This is a genomic window from Eubacterium sp. BIOML-A2 (genome assembly GCF_009680135.1).
GTDB lineage: Bacteria > Bacillota > Clostridia > Lachnospirales > Lachnospiraceae > Faecalicatena > Faecalicatena contortus_B.
Map to the genome: position 1 here is coordinate 1 of NZ_WKZK01000026.1, position 17,255 is coordinate 17,255.

The following is a 17,255-nucleotide window of genomic DNA, read 5'->3' on the forward strand; positions in this document are numbered from 1 at the left end:
ATGCCGTTGCGAAATGCTGGAGTGCGCTTAGTGATTCTTGAACAGCCGATGCCGGATAGGCGGGGAAAAACTTGATCACCAAATCAAGTTTTTGCTGAACCCAGCGCGGGAAATCATCAGATTTCCCGTGATGTGTTCAGCGTACCCGCCTATCCGGCATCGGCTGTTCTAGAATCACTTAGCAGCATGGGTGCATATCGCAACGGCATATACAGCCCCAGCACCTTCCCGGCCTCCCTGTCATAAAGCGTCCCCATCCGTCGACAAGTCTAAACCTAGCCGACTAACTCCCGATTTTTTTAAAGTTATAGTTGAAATTCTTTGAGAATAGAGTATAATGATTACTGTAAAACCTGGAAAGGGGAGCTTGCATGAAGCAGGCTGAGAGTAAGCTGTATTGCTTAGACCCATAACCTGATTTGGATAATGCCAACGTAGGGATACATTGAACTGCATTTTATGCGGATATGCCTTATTTTGGTGTATCCGCATTTTTACATTCAAAATAACGATACACAGGAGGTAGGTACCATGATGAGAGAATGTTTTGACAAAGTTAGAGAAAAGTCGCCGCTGGTGCATAATATTACCAATTATGTGACAGTAAATGATGTGGCGAACATCCTGCTTGCATGCGGCGGCAGCCCGATTATGTCGGATGAGCCGGAGGATGTGGTGGATATCACTTCAATCTGCGGCGGACTCAATATCAACATCGGGACACTGAACCAGCGGAGCATCCGCAGTATGTTCCTGGCGGGGGAGAAGGCCAATGAGCTGGGGCACACCGTGCTTCTGGATCCCGTGGGCGCAGGGGCCAGCGGCCTTAGGACCGGCACGGCGAAGGAACTGATGGCAAAGATAAAATTCGATGTAATCCGGGGAAATATTTCGGAAATCAAGACACTGGCTCAGGGGAGCGGTACGACAAAGGGCGTGGATGCCGATGTGGCGGATGCAGTGACGGAGGAGAACCTGGAGCAGGCGGCAGCCTTCGTAAAAGCCTTTTCAAAAAGCTGCGGCAGCATTGCAGCCGTGACCGGGGCCATTGATTTGGTCAGCGACGGAGAAACCTGCTATGTGATCCGCAACGGGCGTCCCGAGATGGGAAGGATTACGGGAACAGGATGCCAGCTGTCCGGTATGATGACCGCCTTTATCACGGCGAATCCGAATCATAAGCTGGAAGCGGCAGCGGCTGCAGTCTGCGCTATGGGGCTTGCAGGGGAGAGCGGATTTGCACGGATGCAGGACGGGGATGGAAATGCAACCTACAGGAACCGTATTATAGATGCCATTTATAATATGACGGGTGAAGAACTGGAAAGAGGTGCAAACTATGAAGTGCGCTAAAGAAGAGCTGCTCTTGTATGCAGTAACAGACAGAAGCTGGCTGGGAGAGTCCACACTTTACCAGCAGGTGCGGGATGCTCTGGAAGGCGGCGCTACATTTATCCAGCTGAGGGAAAAGGAGCTGGAGACGGAGGCCTTTCTGGAGGAAGCCAGAGAGATCAAAGCTCTGTGTAAAAAGTATCAGGTTCCTTTTGTCATCAATGACAGTGTGGAGATTGCCCTGGCCGTGGATGCGGACGGTGTGCATGTAGGCCAGAGCGATATGGAAGCGGGAGATGTGCGCAGGAGGCTGGGAGAAGATAAGATCATCGGCGTATCCGCCCAGACGGTAGAGCAAGCCCTTCTGGCCCAGGAACACGGGGCCGATTACCTGGGGGTCGGGGCTGTCTTTCCGACCGGCTCGAAGTCGGACGCGATAGAAGTGGATATGGAGACGGTCAAGGCAATCTGTGGGGCAGTGAATATTCCGGTTATCGCAATCGGCGGCATTGGGGCGGGCAATGTCATGGAGCTTGCCGGCAGCGGTATTTGCGGTATTGCGGTCATCAGCGCACTCTTTGCACAGCAGGATATTAAAGAAGCGGCGCGGGAACTGAAGGAATTAACGGAAAAGATGCTAAAGGCGCCTTTTGAGGACGCAGCTGTATCCGGGCTGCAGCAGAAAAGATGAGGCAGATACAGGGGGCAGTATTTGATGTAGACGGAACACTTCTGGACTCCATGGAAATCTGGGAGAATCTCAGCGAGAGATATCTGGAATCCATGGGTGTGAAACCAGAGCCGGGACTGAGCAGAATCCTGAACACGATGAGTACAAGGCAGGGAACGCAATATCTGATTGAACACTATGGGCTGCAGCTGGATATCCGGCAGGCCATGGAAGGGATCAATAAAATGCTGTACGGGTTCTACAGCTGCGAAGCCCCTCTCAAAGAAGGCGTGGCGGAATGTCTGGAAGAACTGAAAAGGCAGAAGATTCCTATGATTGTTGTGACTTCCAGTGACCGCGTGAATGTAGAAGCAGCGTTCACAAGACATGGAATTCTGTCCTATTTTCAGGAGATCCTGACCTGTTCGGAGATGCATACAGATAAGACAAAACCGGATATTTTCCTGGAAGCGGCACGCAGGCTGCAGGCAGCGCCTGCAGATATCCTGGTTTTCGAAGATGTTCTGCATGCCCTGAAAACGGCAGGAAAAGCAGGCTTTCAAACTGCTGCCGTTTTCGACAGATATAGTGCCGGACAGGAGAAGGAAATCAGAGAAACAGCCGATTATTATTTGAAAACATTTAAGGAATTCAGTACCTGCGCAGCAAAGTGCACGTTACGGTCTGAACAGTAACTGAATTCAGCCAGATCATAAGTTATTAAAATCAACAGACCCAGCGGCAGACCGGGGGCACCACTCTCTGCCGCTCTATAAAATTAATGCAGACATAAAGAAAGGAAACGAAAGATTATGAGAACAGCATTAACAATCGCTGGAAGTGATTCCAGCGGAGGCGCCGGCATCCAGGCAGATATTAAGACGATGACAGCAAATGGCGTGTACGCCATGAGTGCAATTACCGCTCTTACCGCTCAGAATACGACCGGCGTAACAGGAATTATGGAAGTAACACCAGAATTTTTAAAGGAGCAGATGGACTGTATTTTTACAGATATCCGGCCGGATGCAGTAAAAATAGGGATGGTATCATCATCTCCGCTCATAGAGGCCATTGCCGGCAAGCTGCTTGAGTATCGGGCAGAACATGTTGTTCTGGACCCGGTTATGGTAGCCACGAGCGGTTCCAGGCTGATCAGCGAAGACGCTGTGCAGACACTAAAAGAGAAACTGATTCCTCTGGCAGAGGTAATCACGCCTAATATACCAGAGGCAGAGGTCCTTTCCGGCATGCAGATTTTGTCAGAAGAGGACATGGAAAAAGCTGCCGCAGCAATCAGTACCCGATATCGGTGTGCGGTGCTCTTAAAAGGCGGTCACGAGTTAAACGACGCGAATGATTTATTACACAGCAGAGGACGTGCTCACTGGTTTTATGGTAAACGGATTGAAAATCCGAACACACACGGCACCGGATGCACGCTTTCCAGCGCCATTGCCTCCAATTTGGCAAAAGGATTTCCGATGGAGCAGGCAGTAGAACGCGCAAAAGATTATATATCCGGTGCCCTGGGGGCCATGCTGGATCTGGGGCAGGGCAGCGGGCCGATGAATCATGGATTTGCAATATATGGCAGCTTTACGGCGGAGGCACCTGAAGCAGAAATGGAGGTGGGCTAAACATGAAAACAAAACGAACATCTATTTTTGAAAACGGATTGATCTGGTTTGGCGCAGGGGTTTCTATTGCTGAGATCCTGACGGGGACCTACCTGGCCCCTCTGGGGTTTTCTAAGGGAGTGCTCGCCATTATACTGGGCCACGTCATTGGCTGTACCATGCTTTTCCTGGCCGGCCTGATTGGTGCTAAGACCAGAAAAAGTTCGATGGAAACCGTTAAGATGAGCTTTGGACAGAAGGGAAGCCTTTTGTTTTCGATCCTGAATGTGCTCCAGTTGGTGGGCTGGACATCCATCATGATATATGACGGAGCTCTGGCCGCCAATGGTGTTGTGAAGACAGGCGCCTGGGTATGGTGCCTTGTGATTGGAGCACTGATTATTCTTTGGATCGCAATCGGGATAACAAATCTTGGAAAGATTAATACAGTGGCAATGACAGCCCTGTTTATCCTGACCCTGATTTTGTGCAAGGTGATTTTCTTTGGAGGCGGAGCCCCCGGAATGATCAGTCCGGAGGGGATGACCTTTGGAGCGGCGGTAGAGCTATCCGTTGCCATGCCGCTGTCCTGGCTGCCGCTGATCAGCGACTATACACGTGAGGCGGCAAAGCCGGTGAAAGCAACCGCGGTCAGCGCCATTGTCTATGGGATCGTAAGCTGCTGGATGTATACCATAGGTATGGGAGCCGCCATCTTTACCGGTGAAGGAAATATTGCCTCCATCATGGTGAAGGCGGGGCTGGGCATTGCCGGGCTTCTGATCATTATTTTTTCTACAGTTACAACCACGTTTTTGGATGCATACTCTGCGGGTGTATCCAGTGAATCTATTATCAAAGGAATCAGCCCAAAGCAGGTGGGAATCGTGGTAACAGTAGTTGGAACCGTGGCGGCAATTGCATTCCCCATGGATGATATCACAGATTTCCTCTACCTGATCGGTTCTGTTTTTGCCCCAATGATCGCCATCCAGATAGCAGATTTCTTCCTGTTGAAAAAGGACGAGAGCAGCAAAGCAGCAAATGTGCCGAATCTGGTTATATGGGTGATCGGATTTCTGGCTTACAGAGGGCTGATGCATGTAGATATGCCCGTGGGCAATACGCTGCCGGATATGCTGATCACGATTGTAATCTGCTTAGCAGTCAGAAAGGTTGCACTATTGGGAAAAAACACCTATAATGTGAATAGTGAGAATCCATAGTTATTGTTTACAGGTTTGACTGTGAATGGTAAAAGAGGGATAATCGGCAGCTTGGAGACAGGCTGCCGGTTCAATTATAAGGAGGTGGAAAAGAATGAGGATAAGTGCAGCATGTATCCAGTGCATGGTGGATAAACAGTCGGAAAACATAAAGGATTTTGAGGATGAGCAGATAAAATCAGCATATCTGAAGGAAGTCCTCCGCATAATTGGCAACAGCAGGGAAGAGGACACGACACCCGTTTTGTCGGCTTGCGTACAGAAGGCATATGAAAAATACTTTGGGGAAAGTGTGGATTACAGCACAATTAAGCATTCCTTTAACAAGAAAATGCAGCTGGCGGAGGAGGGTATCAGGAAAGAAATCGAAGCCGCCCAGGATCCGCTTTCCTGTGCCCTTTCATTTGCAAGAACAGGAAATTACATAGACTTTGGCGCCCTGCGGGAAGTTGAAGACTCAGTTCTGGATATGCTGGTGCGTGAGGCGGGTAAAAAAGAGGTAGATAAGGATACGCTAAAACGCTTTGAAAGGGATTTGGAGAAAGGCGGCAGCCTGGTATATCTGACCGATAACTGCGGTGAGATCGTATTGGATAAGCTGCTGATCGAATTTTTGAAGAAGCAGTACCCGGCTCTTCGGATTACAGCAATTGTAAGAGGAGAGGCGGTAATCAATGATGCAACTGTTGAGGACGCAAAAGAGACCGGCCTGACAGATATCGTGCCCGTAATAGGAAATGGAACTGATATCCCGGGAACATCCCTTTCTGATATCAGCGATGAGGCCTCCCGGCTGATTCACGGTGCTGATATGATTATATCCAAAGGGCAGGGAAATTTTGAGTCGCTTCATGGATGCGGGCTGAACATTTATTATCTTTTTCTATGCAAATGCGACTGGTTTGTTAAACGTTTCCGGATGGAGAAGAACGGAGGGATATTTATACACGAAAGCGCGCTTGGAGCGGGCGGTATCTATATTGCAAAGTAGAAGTGAAATTCTTGTAACAGTTCAGAATTGTCTGAACTGTTACAAATTCTTTCGCCTGTCATCTGAGAAGCCGCCCTATGAATCGTACTGATCCATCCACTCATTCAGGAGTGTACAGTACTTCTCATTTTCTTCCACAAAGCACATATGCCTGCATCCGTCAAATAATTCCCAACGTGAATTCGGGATCAGATCATACATGGTTTTGGCTACAAGCGGTGTGCAAAGGTCATTTGTACCGCTGATTATCAGTGCAGGTTCCCTCATATCTACAATCTTATCCCTGTATTCCCATCCGCCCAGGCTGCCGGTCGGGTTGTATTCATTCGGTCCCCAGCCTGCCACATAAGCCTCGGTTCCGGATTTTTTCGGACGGCGCAGGCATTCCGGTGAATCTTCAGTTACGGCTCCCGCACAGTGAAGCAGCATAAATCTGTCATTCGCGGCAAGATAAGCCGGATCATCAAAATCCCCGGTTACTTCCGCTTTTGCAATAGCATCCTGATCTTCCTGCGACATAAACCTGATCATACGGTGCTGTTCGTGAGCCCACAGCTCTGCGGCAGGCAGCGTGCTGGAGAGAATGACCGACTTTATCCCCTTAGGTTTGTAATCACAGAGATATTCAATTGCAAGCATGCCTCCCCAGGATTGTCCGAGCAGATGCAGTTCGTCCAAACCGAGATGCTTTCTCAGTTCAATCAGCTCGTTGTCCCATGTCTCGGAACACCATAACTCAGGATGGCCGTCCACATAAGAATTGCCGCAGCCAATCTGATCGTAGGAGATGATGGCGCGTCCCTCCTCCGCAAGCCTGTCCAGCACCTCAAAATAGTTGTGTGTGGATCCGGGTCCGCCGTGCAGTAAAACAAGCGGTTTCTTATTACCTTTGCATTCCCCAACAATGCGGTAATAAGTCTGATACCCTAGATAAGGCATATAACCTTCAATGACTTTCATATAAGTTCCTCCTTGCCGTTTTCGGCTTTTTCATACTTTTCGATTATAACAGACATAATAGGCACTTTCAATTCGGACTATGTGGATTCTTTTACAATCTATATGGGAAGTAATAACAAAAATGTTATAAAATGGATAAAAAACTCGAAAACCGGCTTTCTAAATTCATACAATTCTCTTGTTTTAGAACATCCGGTTTGGTAGAATAATAAGAATAAGATTTGAGATGATGAAATGGCGGACAGTTTATACCAAAAATACATCCTGATGCACAAAAATATACCCGTTGCGGAGATTGAGCTTGACAATGCTTCTGCTTCTGTTTCCGCCATTGGTGAAATATACGCACCGGCTCATGTTCCGGTTGGTATTGCCGTAAAAAAGGGCAGAATTGACCGCACCGCTCTCAATGAGTGGTGGAAAGGCAGGGCGTTTGTGGCCGTTGACAATCTTAGCGCCGATGTAGGGGAAGATATTGCTTACAGTGGCTCCGATAAGGAACTGGACAGATGATATATTTAGTGCGGTTGCTCTAGAGCGGGCAGCGTCATTTTGAAGTAAGGGATTGAGCGGAAGGCGGATACACGATGGGAAAATGCTCGCAAAAGACAAAACAGTTTCATAAGCAGAAGGTTGCCCTTATGATTATCACAATCGCAGCGGTCACCGGCTTTCCATATCTGCAAAAAGGCTTGTGCGGGTATTTCCCGGATCTAATGTACCACATGCTGCGGATTGAAGCGGTAAAAGATGCATTACTGGAAGGGGTGTTCCCTGTCCGTATCTATGAAAGATTCTTCAATGGATACGGCTATGGAAGCCCGTTATTTTATCCGGATATTTTCCTGATTTTTCCAGCTTTACTCAGAATACTATCGGTTCCCCCCTTAGCAGTATGGAAAATATTCGCGCTGTGCCTGACAGCTGGGACATCACTGACAAGTTACTTTTCTATAAAATACATTTGCCGGGACCGGGAATTTTCAATTGCGGCAGCCTTTATGCTGATGCTGTCCCAGTTTTACCTGGCAGATCTGTGCCATCGGGTCGGGCTGAGTGAATATCTCGCATTTATATTTATCCCGGTCTTGATTGCAGGAATTTATGATTTTTTTGTATATGGAGGAAGAAAAACATGGCTCATGGGAATCGGGTTTGCGGGGCTGCTTCTTTCACATACAATTATGACCTTCATCGGCGTGATACTTACGGTTCTTATATTTGTCAGAATGCTTTTTGTGCGCAGGGAGAATCTCTTTTTATTAGATATGGAACGTATGCGGAGACTATTTGTTACGGCGGGAGCAGTGATTCTTTGTACCGCATACTTTACGTTTCCCATGTTAGAGCAGATGATTTCGGGAACATTTCAATACATGACTCCATGGGCGAAGGTCGGAGATTATGTACAGCCCTTTTCTACATTTTTTAGGGTTACAGGATACTTCTCCCACATTGCATACGTAGGAATTGGAATTCCGATTCTGATTCTCCTCATTGTATGCCTTTTTTTGAAGAAACCGAAGAATAAATGGACAGCAGCTTTTTTTGTTGGGGGATGCGGGATGTTTTTACTGACAACACCGTTATTTCCGTGGGAAAAGCTGAATGATACCATTCTTAATATGATACAATTTCCTTATCGTTTTTATCCCTACGCGTTATTTTTTCTTATCGTAGGAATTACGATGATATTAGTAAAGAATTTCCCGACGGGAGTGAAAGGGCGCAAAGCAGTTTTAGTATTTGTGATCGCAGGTTCCGTGCTCGGGGGAATTGTGCAGAATGCAACGATTATAAGCAGTGAAGAGTCTAAGCAGATTGATGCCGCCTATCTGGAGGAGAATACGGGTTATGTGGGCGCAGGAGAATGGCTGCCACAGGGGCTTGACCCGGATGTCACCGGTTTGACGGCGGGTAAGACGGTCAAAGCAGATGAAGAACTAACGAACCAGAAGCTGAGGCATGAAGGAAAATACTATTATTTCACTACAGAGGATGATGCACATACGTATATACTTCCCCTGATGTACTATAAAGGCTATGAAGCATGGCTCTCTTGCGGGGACGGTTCCTCAGTCCGGCTTATGCTGGATAAATCAGATAATTCGCTTGTTCGTGTGCACAATACAGAGGGGAAAGAAGGGGAAGTACGGATAGAGTACGATGGGACTGCACTGCAGAAGATTTCCAGTATCATCTCATTGGTAGCACTTTTGGGGATATTATTGTATATTGTGATAAGCCATATAAAAAAGGTGAATATTAATAACACGGAATAACGAATCAACTATTCTTAGAGGAGGGAAGACAATGAATAAAAAGATTTTAGTGTTAGGCGGGAGTTATTTTGCAGGAAGAGTATTTGTAATGGTGGCATCTCAGCGAGGGTATGAGTTGACGGTGGTGAACAGGGGAAGATTCTCCGTGAAGTCCTATGAGAATGTAACAGAATATGCGTGTGACAGGCATGACTATCAGACGCTGTCCAAACTTCCGCTGGAAAAAGAATATGATGCGGTGGTGGATTTTTGCGCATATGCGCCGGGAGATATTGAGAACTTGTGGAATTACCTGCCGTGCAGCGCCCATAGATATATCTATATCAGTACTGCAGATGTACATGAGAAGACAGCAGGAATAAGGAATGAAGAGTCCCCAATGATGAGCGAAGGAGGAGCAGACCAGGTACAAAGCTATACATACAACAAAATGCTCTTAGAAAAGGAATTATTTGTAAGCGCGAGGCAGCATGAGGCTGAATATGTAGTCCTGCGTCCCACATTTATCTACGGCCCATTCAACTATGCGCCAAGGGAATCCTATTATATTAAGAAGATAATTGAGGGAACGCCTCTCCCGGTGCCGAAAGAAACTTCGGGTAAGTTCCAGATGGTCTTTGTAAAAGACGTGGCAAATGCGATTGTAAGCTGTATAGAAGAAGAGAAGGCGGCGAATCAGGCGTATATCTTGAGCGCCCCGGAAGTGCTGGATTATCATTCATTCATCCAGCTGCTCAGAGACATCAGCGATCTGCCGTTTACAGTAGAGGAAGTGCCGCTCAAAGAGATCACAGAAAAGAACATGCCCCTGCCATTCCCGCTTACCGAAGCGGATAATGAATTATTTTCCGGTGAAACAATCACAAAGGATCTGCCTTTCCAGTACAGCAGTCTGCAGGAAAAAATGAAGTTTACATATCAGAACTTGCGCTCTGTGTACCAAAAATAAAATGAGTTGTCAATAAATCCTCAAATAAAGCATCCTTATGGGCGTGATCATTTTTTTATGTTTTTGGTTTATAAATAACCGTATGATGATTTTGAACAATCAGATCCAGTATGTTTTATCCGGTAAAAGCATTTTCCCTGAATGTAAGAATCGGATATATTATGCTGAGCATTTCTAAAAATAAAGTCCGGGACATGATTAATGTATATATGAAAGAGAATTCCCGGTTCTGGTTATCGGATGAGAATGGGAATTTTGTGCTGGGTACAGGAAGAGCGGACTAAAAAACGCCAGATATGAAGGCCTGATTTCCATAAGCATTTCGCAGATAAAGGAAGAGCCGGTGAAGTGATGGTCTCGGGGCATCTGCACCTCGCCGTAGGCGACTTTAAATGGGCAGATGCCGTTACTGTGCACGCCCGTAGGGTGTGAACAGTAACATCATAAGCAGAAAATAATTTGTATGTGCCTAACGCCGTTGACGGACAAGCCCCCGCCTGTCTGCCAACGGCTCTTTTTATTTTATAAACTTTCCCCTGCCCCTGTAATAAGTCTGCAATATGTGGAGAGTATGATTGTTTTGTAAGGGGAGTTCCTCTTTACGCATTACGCAATAGGAAGTTATAATAAGCAGAAAGGAGAGTAGATCTATGAAGGAAAAATGGAGCAGGTACAAAGTTGCACTGATGGCAGCAGGGCTTGTGATCTGTATGACGGCTGCGCTGGGTGCAGGGATCGGCTGGTCTAATTCCATGGCAGAAAAGGACGTGGTGAAGGCTGCATCGAAGGAAGTCGAGGAGAATTTGATGGAGGGAGAAATTACATATTCACCTGGATGGAAGGATACGGATCTGTATCGAGACCATGTGGAAGATGCAGATCTCGGGAAGAAAACCTGCGAGAAGTTCGGCAAGGATTTCGAGACGCTGACTATGGGTGAGGTTACCCGGGAGATGACGAATTATGAGGAAGCGCTCTGGCTTTTGAAGAATATCGGAGACTGTCCGCTGTATGCGAAACATGCAGAGAAAAAGGCGGACGGTACGACACAGTGGTCGCTGGAAGCCTATATCGGGGATATTTATGCATTTACCGGAGCTGAAAAAGTGATTGAGCAGTTCTGCCGTGAAAAAAGTATTAACGGAGATACCGCAGTTGTCTCGAATCTTTCCGAAGAAGATCTGATTGAGATCGGAATCAGGGCCTATAATACATCGGATCATCCCAAATAAGAGCGCTGCCTTAATGACACAGATATATCATAACAAAATGAGAAGAGGGACATCAATGGCAGATATTTTGATTGTTGAGGATGATAAGAGTATTAATGAACTAATCAGGCGAACCGTCCGGATGACCGGTCACAGGGGGCTTCCTGTCCATGACGGACGGGAGGCCTTAAAGGCCGTGGAGCAGAAGGCACCGGACTTGATTCTGCTGGATATGAACCTGCCTGACATCAGCGGATTTGAACTACTGAAGCACTGGAAACAAATTCCGGTGATCTGCGTGACTGCCAGGGGAGAGATTGAAGACCGGGTGAGAGGGCTCAACGGCGGGGCAGAAGATTATATTGTAAAGCCCTTTGCAGTAGAGGAGCTTGTAGCCAGAATCCAGGCTGCTCTGAGACGCCGGCACAAGGAACAGACATATTACCGGCTGGGCAGTGTGGAAGTAGATACGGCGCAGGCCGTGGCCAGAAAAGACGGGATACCGGTGGAGCTGACAACCAGGGAATATGAACTTCTGAAGGTGCTCCTGGAGAATAAGAATATCGCACTGTCCAGGAACCGGCTTTTGGATCTGGCGTGGGGGATGGACTACTGTGGGGACGACAGGACTGTGGACGTTCATATCCGGCGTCTGCGGCAGAAACTGGGACTGGAAGATTACATCAGGACCATATTCAAATACGGTTACCGATTGGAGATATAACATGCAGTTATGGAAGAAAAACTTTCTGATTACATTTATGATGTTCCTGCTTATTATCTACGGAAGCCTGCTTCTTCTCCACGGCCTTCTCTACAGGAATGAGCTGGAGCAGTGGATATCCCGGGCCGTTTCAGAAGAAAAGGGAATTGCACTCTTTCTGCGGGAAATCCAGACTGATGAAGGTGAAACATCACGAATCAATCTGTCGTCGGTGTTTCGGAGTTATATGCTCTCGGGTGTGAAACTGAGAGTGGAGCAGGATGGGAGAATCAAAGCAGACCTTTTGCCGGCGGATCTGCCGAACGATAAACCTGTACAGATCATCGAGCATCAGAACATCTCCTATGTACTGATTCAGGACAGGCTGGAAAATGCGGGATCGGTCACAAAAATTGCATATATGGAAAGTATGGCTCCCCTGCAGCAGAATCAGCAGCGGCGTGCGCTTTTCATGGCTGGGATGGGGATACTTCTGTCTGCAGTTGTGGGGGGAATGCTGTACTTTACGATGAAGAGGATCAACCGGCCCATCAGCCGGATCGCCCACGAGTTAAGGACTCCGCTCACGGGAATCCAGGGGTATGCGCAGTACCTGATGCTTGGAAATCTAAGCGAAGAGGATCGTTTTTTTGCGGCACAGCAGATGGAACAAAGTGCGCGGGAAATGAATGATATCGTCGAAAAGCTGCTGATTATGGGCGGCGTGCGGGAAGGCAGGGTTCTGATGCAGAAGATAGATCTGGCCCGTATGTTAAATGATATTCAGAGTCTGTATCCATACATTGAGGTGAAATGCACACGGGATTTCGTGCAGGGCGACAGGACACTGGTGCGGTGTATGCTGGAAAATCTGATCCAGAATGCGGCCGCCGGGGGCAGTCAGGTGAGAGTCAGTGCGGATGCTTACCGAATCACTGTGTGGAATGACGGCCAGGCAGTCAGTGGAAAGAAGCTGAAGTGGATGAACAGAAGCCAGGGGACTCCGGCATCTTATACAGACCGGCATGGGTTTGGCATCAGTCTTTGTCATGACATTGCCGGCGTGCATGGCTGGAAATTGTTTTATAGATCATCTGAGGCGGATGGGACGACGGCGGAGATCCTGCTGTGAGTCCGGGGAAAGAGCCGGAAAACGATTGACCATAGTTATTTTCTATGCCAATCTATATAAAATGCATATTACCTGATAACATTCTTTTCATGTTATACTCTTTTCACACTACTAGGGAAAGGAAAATCAGCCATGAAAACAACAGAAATATTTAAAGAACATACCGTTTTGTCTTTTGAGGTTTTTCCACCGAAACGGACGGGGGCAGTAGACACCATATACAGTACCCTTGAGGAATTGCAGAAGCTGCATCCGGATTTTATCAGTGTTACGTATGGGGCGGGAGGGAGCGAGAACTGCAAGGCAACTCTTGAGATCGCATCGGCCGTTAAGAATAATTACCACATCGAGAGTGTGGCGCATCTGCCGTGTATTGGCCTGAGCAAAGAGGATGTCTTATCGCAGATCCGGCATTTTAAGGAGGCAGGGATAGAAAATATACTGGCTCTTCGGGGCGATATCCCAAAGGACGGAGAGATGAGCGGAGACTTCCGGTATGCCGGCGAGCTGATCGCTTTCATCCGGGAACGCTGCAGCTTGAACGTGATAGCGGCCTGTTATCCGGAGGGGCACACAGAATCAGAAAATATTGCAGCGGACATCCGTAACCTGAAAACAAAAGTAGATGCCGGTGCAGATCAGCTGATCACACAGCTGTTTTTTGACAATGATTATTTTTACAGATTCAGGGAAAGATGTTTTCTGGCCGGAATCCATGTACCAATACAAGCCGGAATCATGCCGGTTGTCAATAAAAAACAGATCGAGCGCATGGTATCGCTGTGCGGTGTGCATCTGCCCCGCAAGTTTACCGCAATGATGGAGCGCTACGAGCATAATCCGGAAGCAATGCGCGATGCGGGTATCGCCTACGCGGCAGACCAGATCATAGATCTGACGGCACAGGGCGTCGACGGGATTCATTTGTATACCATGAATAATCCTTACATAGCCGCAAAGATATATGAAGCGGTACACCGGGTGCTTGCAGCATAGAAAGAAGATACAGCGGCTACTGCAACACAGGATATCCGTATTCCCCGATCAGTTTTTTCAACTCTGCGATATATTTTTTGGAGGCAGAGCTTAAGGGCGCCTTCTTGTTTGTGATGAGGCCGACACGCATGATTTCCCCGGTTTTTAATTTGACAGAAACGATATGATCACCGTTTAAATCACTGCTCAGCACGCCGGTACAGATCGTATAGCCGTTGAGTCCGATCAGCAGGTTGAACAGAGTTGCCCTGTCGCTGACATGGATGATTTTCCGGCGGGGTTCCGTACTTAGAATCTCTTCCGAAAAATAGAAGGAGTTGTATGTTCCCTGTTCAAATGTCAGGAAAGGATAGGGCTCCAGGTCTTCCAAAGTGACCTCTACTGCTTTAGCAAGCGGATGGGCAGCGCTGACAAATACATGGGGATGGGCATGGAAAAGCGGTGTAAATTCTAGATGGTTTTCCCTGAGCAGCTTCTGCAATACTTTTTGATTGAAGTCACTGAAATAAAGAACACCTACCTCACTCCGGTAATTGGCTACATCCTCGATAATCTCATAAGTTCTCGTCTCACGCAGTGTAAATTCATATTCCTCCGCATCCAGAGACGCAATCAGATTAACAAAAGCGTTGACTGCAAAGGCATAATGCTGCGTGGATACGGAGCAGAGCTGCTTAGCCGGCTTCCTGTCTGTATATCTTAATTCCATCAATTCCGTTTGTTCGATAATCTGCCGTGCATAGGAGAGAAACTCCGTGCCGTCTGCGGATAAAGAGATCCCTTTAGGCGTGCGGTAAAATATCTCGATGCCATATTCCTGTTCCAGTTCTTTCACGGCAGCAGACAGACTGGGCTGCGAAATAAAAAGCTGCCGTGCGGCTTCCGTAATGGAGCCGCATTCTACAATTTTAATTATGTATTTTAACTGTTGAATTGTCATAATATCACCTCATATTGAGAATATTCTAAAACATAATGAAGGAAAACACAAGGGAGTCTGCTATGCCGGTGGCTGGGGCTCCTGAAGCATTTTTACAGAATCACATATGTTGAGTCTCCGGAACCAAACTGTGTTCTTACGCATAAAATAGCATAAGTGAACGAGATCAGGCCATCATAGAGGAGAATAAATTATGCAGGATCAGCAAAGATTCAGTAATGTTACAAAATCATACCTCTGCTGCTTTTACGGGATATTGGAGGAAATGATTGAGAATATGACAGGAGCAGCGCTTACGGACAGTCTTTCGCATAACTTCATCGTTCAGATGATTCCGCACCACAGAGCAGCAATTGAAATGTCACATAATCTGCTGCAGTATACCACTTGCGTGCCGTTACAGGACATTGCCCTAAATATCATAGAAGAACAGACAAAAAGCATCGGGAATATGCAGAATATACTTCAGTGCTGCAGTAAAGTGCAGAATTCACAGCAGGATATATGCTTATATCAAAATGCCTTTCAGCAGATTACGCAGACGATGTTCAGCCAAATGGAAAATGCCTGTGCAGCCAATAACATCAATGCTGATTTCATGCGTGAAATGATCCCACACCACCAGGGCGCGATTCAAATGTCTCAGAATGTACTTCGCTTCGATATCTGTCCGGAGCTGGTTCCCATCCTGCAGGCAATCATAACATCACAGCGGGAGGGTGTAAATAAGATGGAGCGGCTGCTCCGATGTATCTGAATTTAACAAAGTGTAAAGGGGGATTCCGGCCGCGGGGATTATATGGTTACTGTCAGACCATGCCGCGTATCTTGGAATCTCCCTTTTATGCTGCCCTTGACTTTTGCAGGACAGAGGTGTAAAATTATGAAATCCTACAATTGTAAGATTAAGGAGGCGGCATGAGTAAAAGAACAGTAGCAGTTATTTTTATAATGGTGATATTAGCCTTTGCGGGCATTATGCTGGTCTGGGGCATGGGAAAAGCACAACGGGAACCGGATTCTGGGGAGGAAGAGACGATTGATGTAAGGATGCTTCGCCCGGATGAGCGGGAGAGCACAGAGAATATGGAACCGGTCCTGATTACGATGGGCGAAGAAGAGAAGAGCAGGATACGTGAGACGGTCCTGCAGGCAGTGGCAGGCTGCGGTGATATTTACCAAAGTGTGGATAAGGGCAGTGCAGATAATGTTGTGCTGAAGGAGGAGGATATGCACCGGCTGGCAGTCTGCCTTGCCGGCCAGGGATATGCTTCGGCATGCAGTTCCAATGACTTTAATATGCAGGGCGCAGAAGCTTTGGATGAAGCGCTGAGGCAGGCAGAGCAGGGAAAGTCAGTATCAACGGAGTTTTTTACTGTCACCAAAAGCGGGACATTTGAGTGGAGGCAGTTGGAATTTGATGCAGGTGAGCTGGTGATGACCTATGCTTCGGCAGCGTGGGAAAAAGGCAGGGATGCGAACATTTCCTATATGGAAAAGGTTCGGATGTATGACTGGAGATATACGGAAAAGGGCTGGCTTATGCTGGAGAAAGCGAAGTCCAAAAACCATGAACTGGACATGCACAGCATGTACCGTGTACTGCCCCTTACAGAGGAGTGCAGGGAGTACTGCAGAAAATATATTTAGCCGGTAAAATATAAAACAAGCAATCTTTTCCTGACGGAATGGGATGAGGAGACCATGGATAAGCTTGTGTTCAATGATATATTTGATACCTTATATGAGATGGAATATGGGCAGGTCTACGATGACCGGCAGAGTCCGGGAAAGGTACCCGCTGCACTGTATGAGAGCGTAATAACATCCTGGTTACCGATATCAGCGGAGAAGCTGCAGCAGATGCCGGGATATCATGAAGAAGAGAAAAGCTATGACTGGACGGCTGTGGGACTATGGAATACGTCGCATCAATCGCAACAGGAACCTGAGGTTGTAGAGGTCAGGCATGAACCGGGCGGTACGGTGACATTGGTGGTGGATGCAGTATATATTCTGGAGGGGCAGGACGCCGCATTTACACATGAAGTGACGATGAAGCCTGATGAAAGCGGACATATGAAGTATGTGAGCAATCATATCCTGGAGGCCGGAAAAGACAGGATTCCTGACTACATACCAAGGATGGACTATAAGTAAAAGGAAAAAATAGGCTGATTTGGTTTAAACTGCGGCAGGTCTTTCTATAGCGGCGGGAACTGAAATCTTGCACGTTAGATATAC

At 47.3% G+C, this 17,255-nt stretch carries 17 protein-coding genes, 1 pseudogene and 1 riboswitch; of the genes and pseudogenes, 16 read left to right on the plus strand and 2 right to left on the minus strand.

Annotation, left to right across the window (positions count from 1 at the left end; translation table 11 throughout):
- Positions 1–349: 349 nt before the first annotated feature.
- Positions 350–458: riboswitch (TPP riboswitch) on the plus strand.
- Positions 459–531: 73 nt separating this feature from the next.
- The 6 genes from thiM (at position 532) to GKG43_RS10925 (ending at position 5,838) form a co-directional block, all read left to right on the plus strand.
- Positions 532–1,353, plus strand: a complete 822-nt coding sequence (thiM, locus tag GKG43_RS10900; RefSeq protein WP_050639525.1) for a hydroxyethylthiazole kinase — start codon at positions 532–534, stop codon at positions 1,351–1,353.
- Positions 1,340–2,023, plus strand: a complete 684-nt coding sequence (gene thiE / locus GKG43_RS10905; RefSeq protein ID WP_050639526.1) for a thiamine phosphate synthase — start codon at positions 1,340–1,342, stop codon at positions 2,021–2,023. Before thiM ends, thiE begins: the two co-directional genes overlap by 14 nt.
- Positions 2,020–2,697: an HAD family phosphatase gene (locus GKG43_RS10910; RefSeq protein WP_129879093.1), complete on the plus strand. Its 678-nt coding sequence runs from the start codon at positions 2,020–2,022 to the stop codon at positions 2,695–2,697. The genes thiE and GKG43_RS10910 overlap by 4 nt, the downstream gene beginning before the upstream one ends.
- Positions 2,698–2,814: 117 nt before the next feature.
- Positions 2,815–3,642, plus strand: coding sequence for a bifunctional hydroxymethylpyrimidine kinase/phosphomethylpyrimidine kinase (thiD, locus tag GKG43_RS10915; RefSeq protein ID WP_129879094.1), 828 nt, complete (start codon positions 2,815–2,817; stop codon positions 3,640–3,642).
- 2 nt (positions 3,643–3,644) lie between these two features.
- A complete protein-coding gene (gene cytX / locus GKG43_RS10920) occupies positions 3,645–4,847 on the plus strand; it encodes a putative hydroxymethylpyrimidine transporter CytX (protein ID WP_129879095.1) in 1,203 nt (400 codons plus the stop codon).
- A 94-nt stretch (positions 4,848–4,941) separates the two neighbouring features.
- A complete protein-coding gene (locus GKG43_RS10925) occupies positions 4,942–5,838 on the plus strand; it encodes an ARMT1-like domain-containing protein (RefSeq protein ID WP_129879096.1) in 897 nt (298 codons plus the stop codon).
- A gap of 75 nt (positions 5,839–5,913) precedes the next feature.
- On the opposite strand, the gene pepI is transcribed toward GKG43_RS10925, so the two are convergent.
- Positions 5,914–6,798 carry a proline iminopeptidase gene (gene pepI, locus GKG43_RS10930; protein WP_050639531.1) on the minus strand — a complete coding sequence of 295 codons (885 nt, stop codon included), beginning with the start codon at positions 6,796–6,798 and terminating at the stop codon, positions 5,914–5,916.
- A 234-nt stretch (positions 6,799–7,032) separates the two neighbouring features.
- Here pepI and GKG43_RS10935 point away from each other — a divergent pair, with 234 nt between their 5' ends.
- The 8 genes from GKG43_RS10935 to metF all read left to right on the plus strand — a co-directional run bounded on the left by GKG43_RS10935 (position 7,033) and on the right by metF (position 14,071).
- A complete protein-coding gene (locus GKG43_RS10935; RefSeq protein ID WP_050639532.1) occupies positions 7,033–7,311 on the plus strand; it encodes a hypothetical protein in 279 nt (92 codons plus the stop codon).
- A 74-nt stretch (positions 7,312–7,385) separates the two neighbouring features.
- The gene (locus GKG43_RS10940; protein ID WP_129879097.1) at positions 7,386–9,080 is read left to right on the plus strand and encodes a hypothetical protein; all 1,695 of its coding nucleotides are present in this window, start codon (positions 7,386–7,388) and stop codon (positions 9,078–9,080) included.
- A 31-nt stretch (positions 9,081–9,111) separates the two neighbouring features.
- Positions 9,112–10,029 (plus strand): NAD-dependent epimerase/dehydratase family protein, encoded by a 918-nt coding sequence (locus tag GKG43_RS10945; RefSeq protein ID WP_129879098.1) that lies wholly within the window; start codon positions 9,112–9,114, stop codon positions 10,027–10,029.
- Between the two features lie 110 nt (positions 10,030–10,139).
- Positions 10,140–10,313, plus strand: a complete 174-nt coding sequence (locus GKG43_RS10950) for a hypothetical protein (RefSeq protein WP_154253304.1) — start codon at positions 10,140–10,142, stop codon at positions 10,311–10,313.
- Between the two features lie 366 nt (positions 10,314–10,679).
- Complete coding sequence (locus tag GKG43_RS10955) at positions 10,680–11,261, plus strand: hypothetical protein (protein ID WP_050639535.1); 582 nt, start codon at positions 10,680–10,682, stop codon at positions 11,259–11,261.
- Positions 11,262–11,316: 55 nt separating this feature from the next.
- Positions 11,317–11,964 carry a response regulator transcription factor gene (locus tag GKG43_RS10960; RefSeq protein ID WP_050639536.1) on the plus strand — a complete coding sequence of 216 codons (648 nt, stop codon included), beginning with the start codon at positions 11,317–11,319 and terminating at the stop codon, positions 11,962–11,964.
- A gap of 1 nt (position 11,965) precedes the next feature.
- Positions 11,966–13,075 (plus strand): HAMP domain-containing sensor histidine kinase, encoded by a 1,110-nt coding sequence (locus tag GKG43_RS10965; protein WP_129879099.1) that lies wholly within the window; start codon positions 11,966–11,968, stop codon positions 13,073–13,075.
- A 132-nt stretch (positions 13,076–13,207) separates the two neighbouring features.
- Complete coding sequence (gene metF, locus GKG43_RS10970) at positions 13,208–14,071, plus strand: methylenetetrahydrofolate reductase [NAD(P)H] (protein ID WP_129879100.1); 864 nt, start codon at positions 13,208–13,210, stop codon at positions 14,069–14,071.
- Positions 14,072–14,087: 16 nt separating this feature from the next.
- Here metF and GKG43_RS10975 read toward each other — a convergent pair whose 3' ends face one another.
- Positions 14,088–15,011 (minus strand): LysR family transcriptional regulator, encoded by a 924-nt coding sequence (locus GKG43_RS10975; RefSeq protein ID WP_129879101.1) that lies wholly within the window; start codon positions 15,009–15,011, stop codon positions 14,088–14,090.
- Positions 15,012–15,204: 193 nt separating this feature from the next.
- On the opposite strand from GKG43_RS10975, the gene GKG43_RS10980 reads away from it, so the two are divergent.
- Entirely contained in the window at positions 15,205–15,768 is a 564-nt protein-coding gene (locus tag GKG43_RS10980) for a DUF305 domain-containing protein (RefSeq protein WP_050639540.1), read from the plus strand.
- 350 nt (positions 15,769–16,118) lie between these two features.
- Positions 16,119–17,171 (plus strand): annotated as a pseudogene (locus tag GKG43_RS23340) (DUF6070 family protein).
- Positions 17,172–17,255 lie beyond the last annotated feature (84 nt).

Excerpts from the sequence above, each read along its gene's own strand:
- GKG43_RS10975 (WP_129879101.1), bottom strand. The coding sequence starts at position 15,011 with ATGACAATTCAACAGTTAAAATACATAATTAAAATTGTAGAATGCGGC.
- GKG43_RS10950 (WP_154253304.1), top strand. The coding sequence starts at position 10,140 with ATGTTTTATCCGGTAAAAGCATTTTCCCTGAATGTAAGAATCGGATAT.
- GKG43_RS10935 (WP_050639532.1), top strand. The coding sequence starts at position 7,033 with ATGGCGGACAGTTTATACCAAAAATACATCCTGATGCACAAAAATATA.
- thiE (WP_050639526.1), top strand. The coding sequence starts at position 1,340 with ATGAAGTGCGCTAAAGAAGAGCTGCTCTTGTATGCAGTAACAGACAGA.
- GKG43_RS10910 (WP_129879093.1), top strand. The coding sequence starts at position 2,020 with ATGAGGCAGATACAGGGGGCAGTATTTGATGTAGACGGAACACTTCTG.
- GKG43_RS10955 (WP_050639535.1), top strand. The coding sequence starts at position 10,680 with ATGAAGGAAAAATGGAGCAGGTACAAAGTTGCACTGATGGCAGCAGGG.
- metF (WP_129879100.1), top strand. The coding sequence starts at position 13,208 with ATGAAAACAACAGAAATATTTAAAGAACATACCGTTTTGTCTTTTGAG.
- cytX (WP_129879095.1), top strand. The coding sequence starts at position 3,645 with ATGAAAACAAAACGAACATCTATTTTTGAAAACGGATTGATCTGGTTT.
- pepI (WP_050639531.1), bottom strand. The coding sequence starts at position 6,798 with ATGAAAGTCATTGAAGGTTATATGCCTTATCTAGGGTATCAGACTTAT.
- GKG43_RS10945 (WP_129879098.1), top strand. The coding sequence starts at position 9,112 with ATGAATAAAAAGATTTTAGTGTTAGGCGGGAGTTATTTTGCAGGAAGA.
- GKG43_RS10965 (WP_129879099.1), top strand. The coding sequence starts at position 11,966 with ATGCAGTTATGGAAGAAAAACTTTCTGATTACATTTATGATGTTCCTG.
- GKG43_RS10980 (WP_050639540.1), top strand. The coding sequence starts at position 15,205 with ATGCAGGATCAGCAAAGATTCAGTAATGTTACAAAATCATACCTCTGC.
- thiM (WP_050639525.1), top strand. The coding sequence starts at position 532 with ATGATGAGAGAATGTTTTGACAAAGTTAGAGAAAAGTCGCCGCTGGTG.
- GKG43_RS10925 (WP_129879096.1), top strand. The coding sequence starts at position 4,942 with ATGAGGATAAGTGCAGCATGTATCCAGTGCATGGTGGATAAACAGTCG.
- GKG43_RS10960 (WP_050639536.1), top strand. The coding sequence starts at position 11,317 with ATGGCAGATATTTTGATTGTTGAGGATGATAAGAGTATTAATGAACTA.
- GKG43_RS10940 (WP_129879097.1), top strand. The coding sequence starts at position 7,386 with ATGGGAAAATGCTCGCAAAAGACAAAACAGTTTCATAAGCAGAAGGTT.
- thiD (WP_129879094.1), top strand. The coding sequence starts at position 2,815 with ATGAGAACAGCATTAACAATCGCTGGAAGTGATTCCAGCGGAGGCGCC.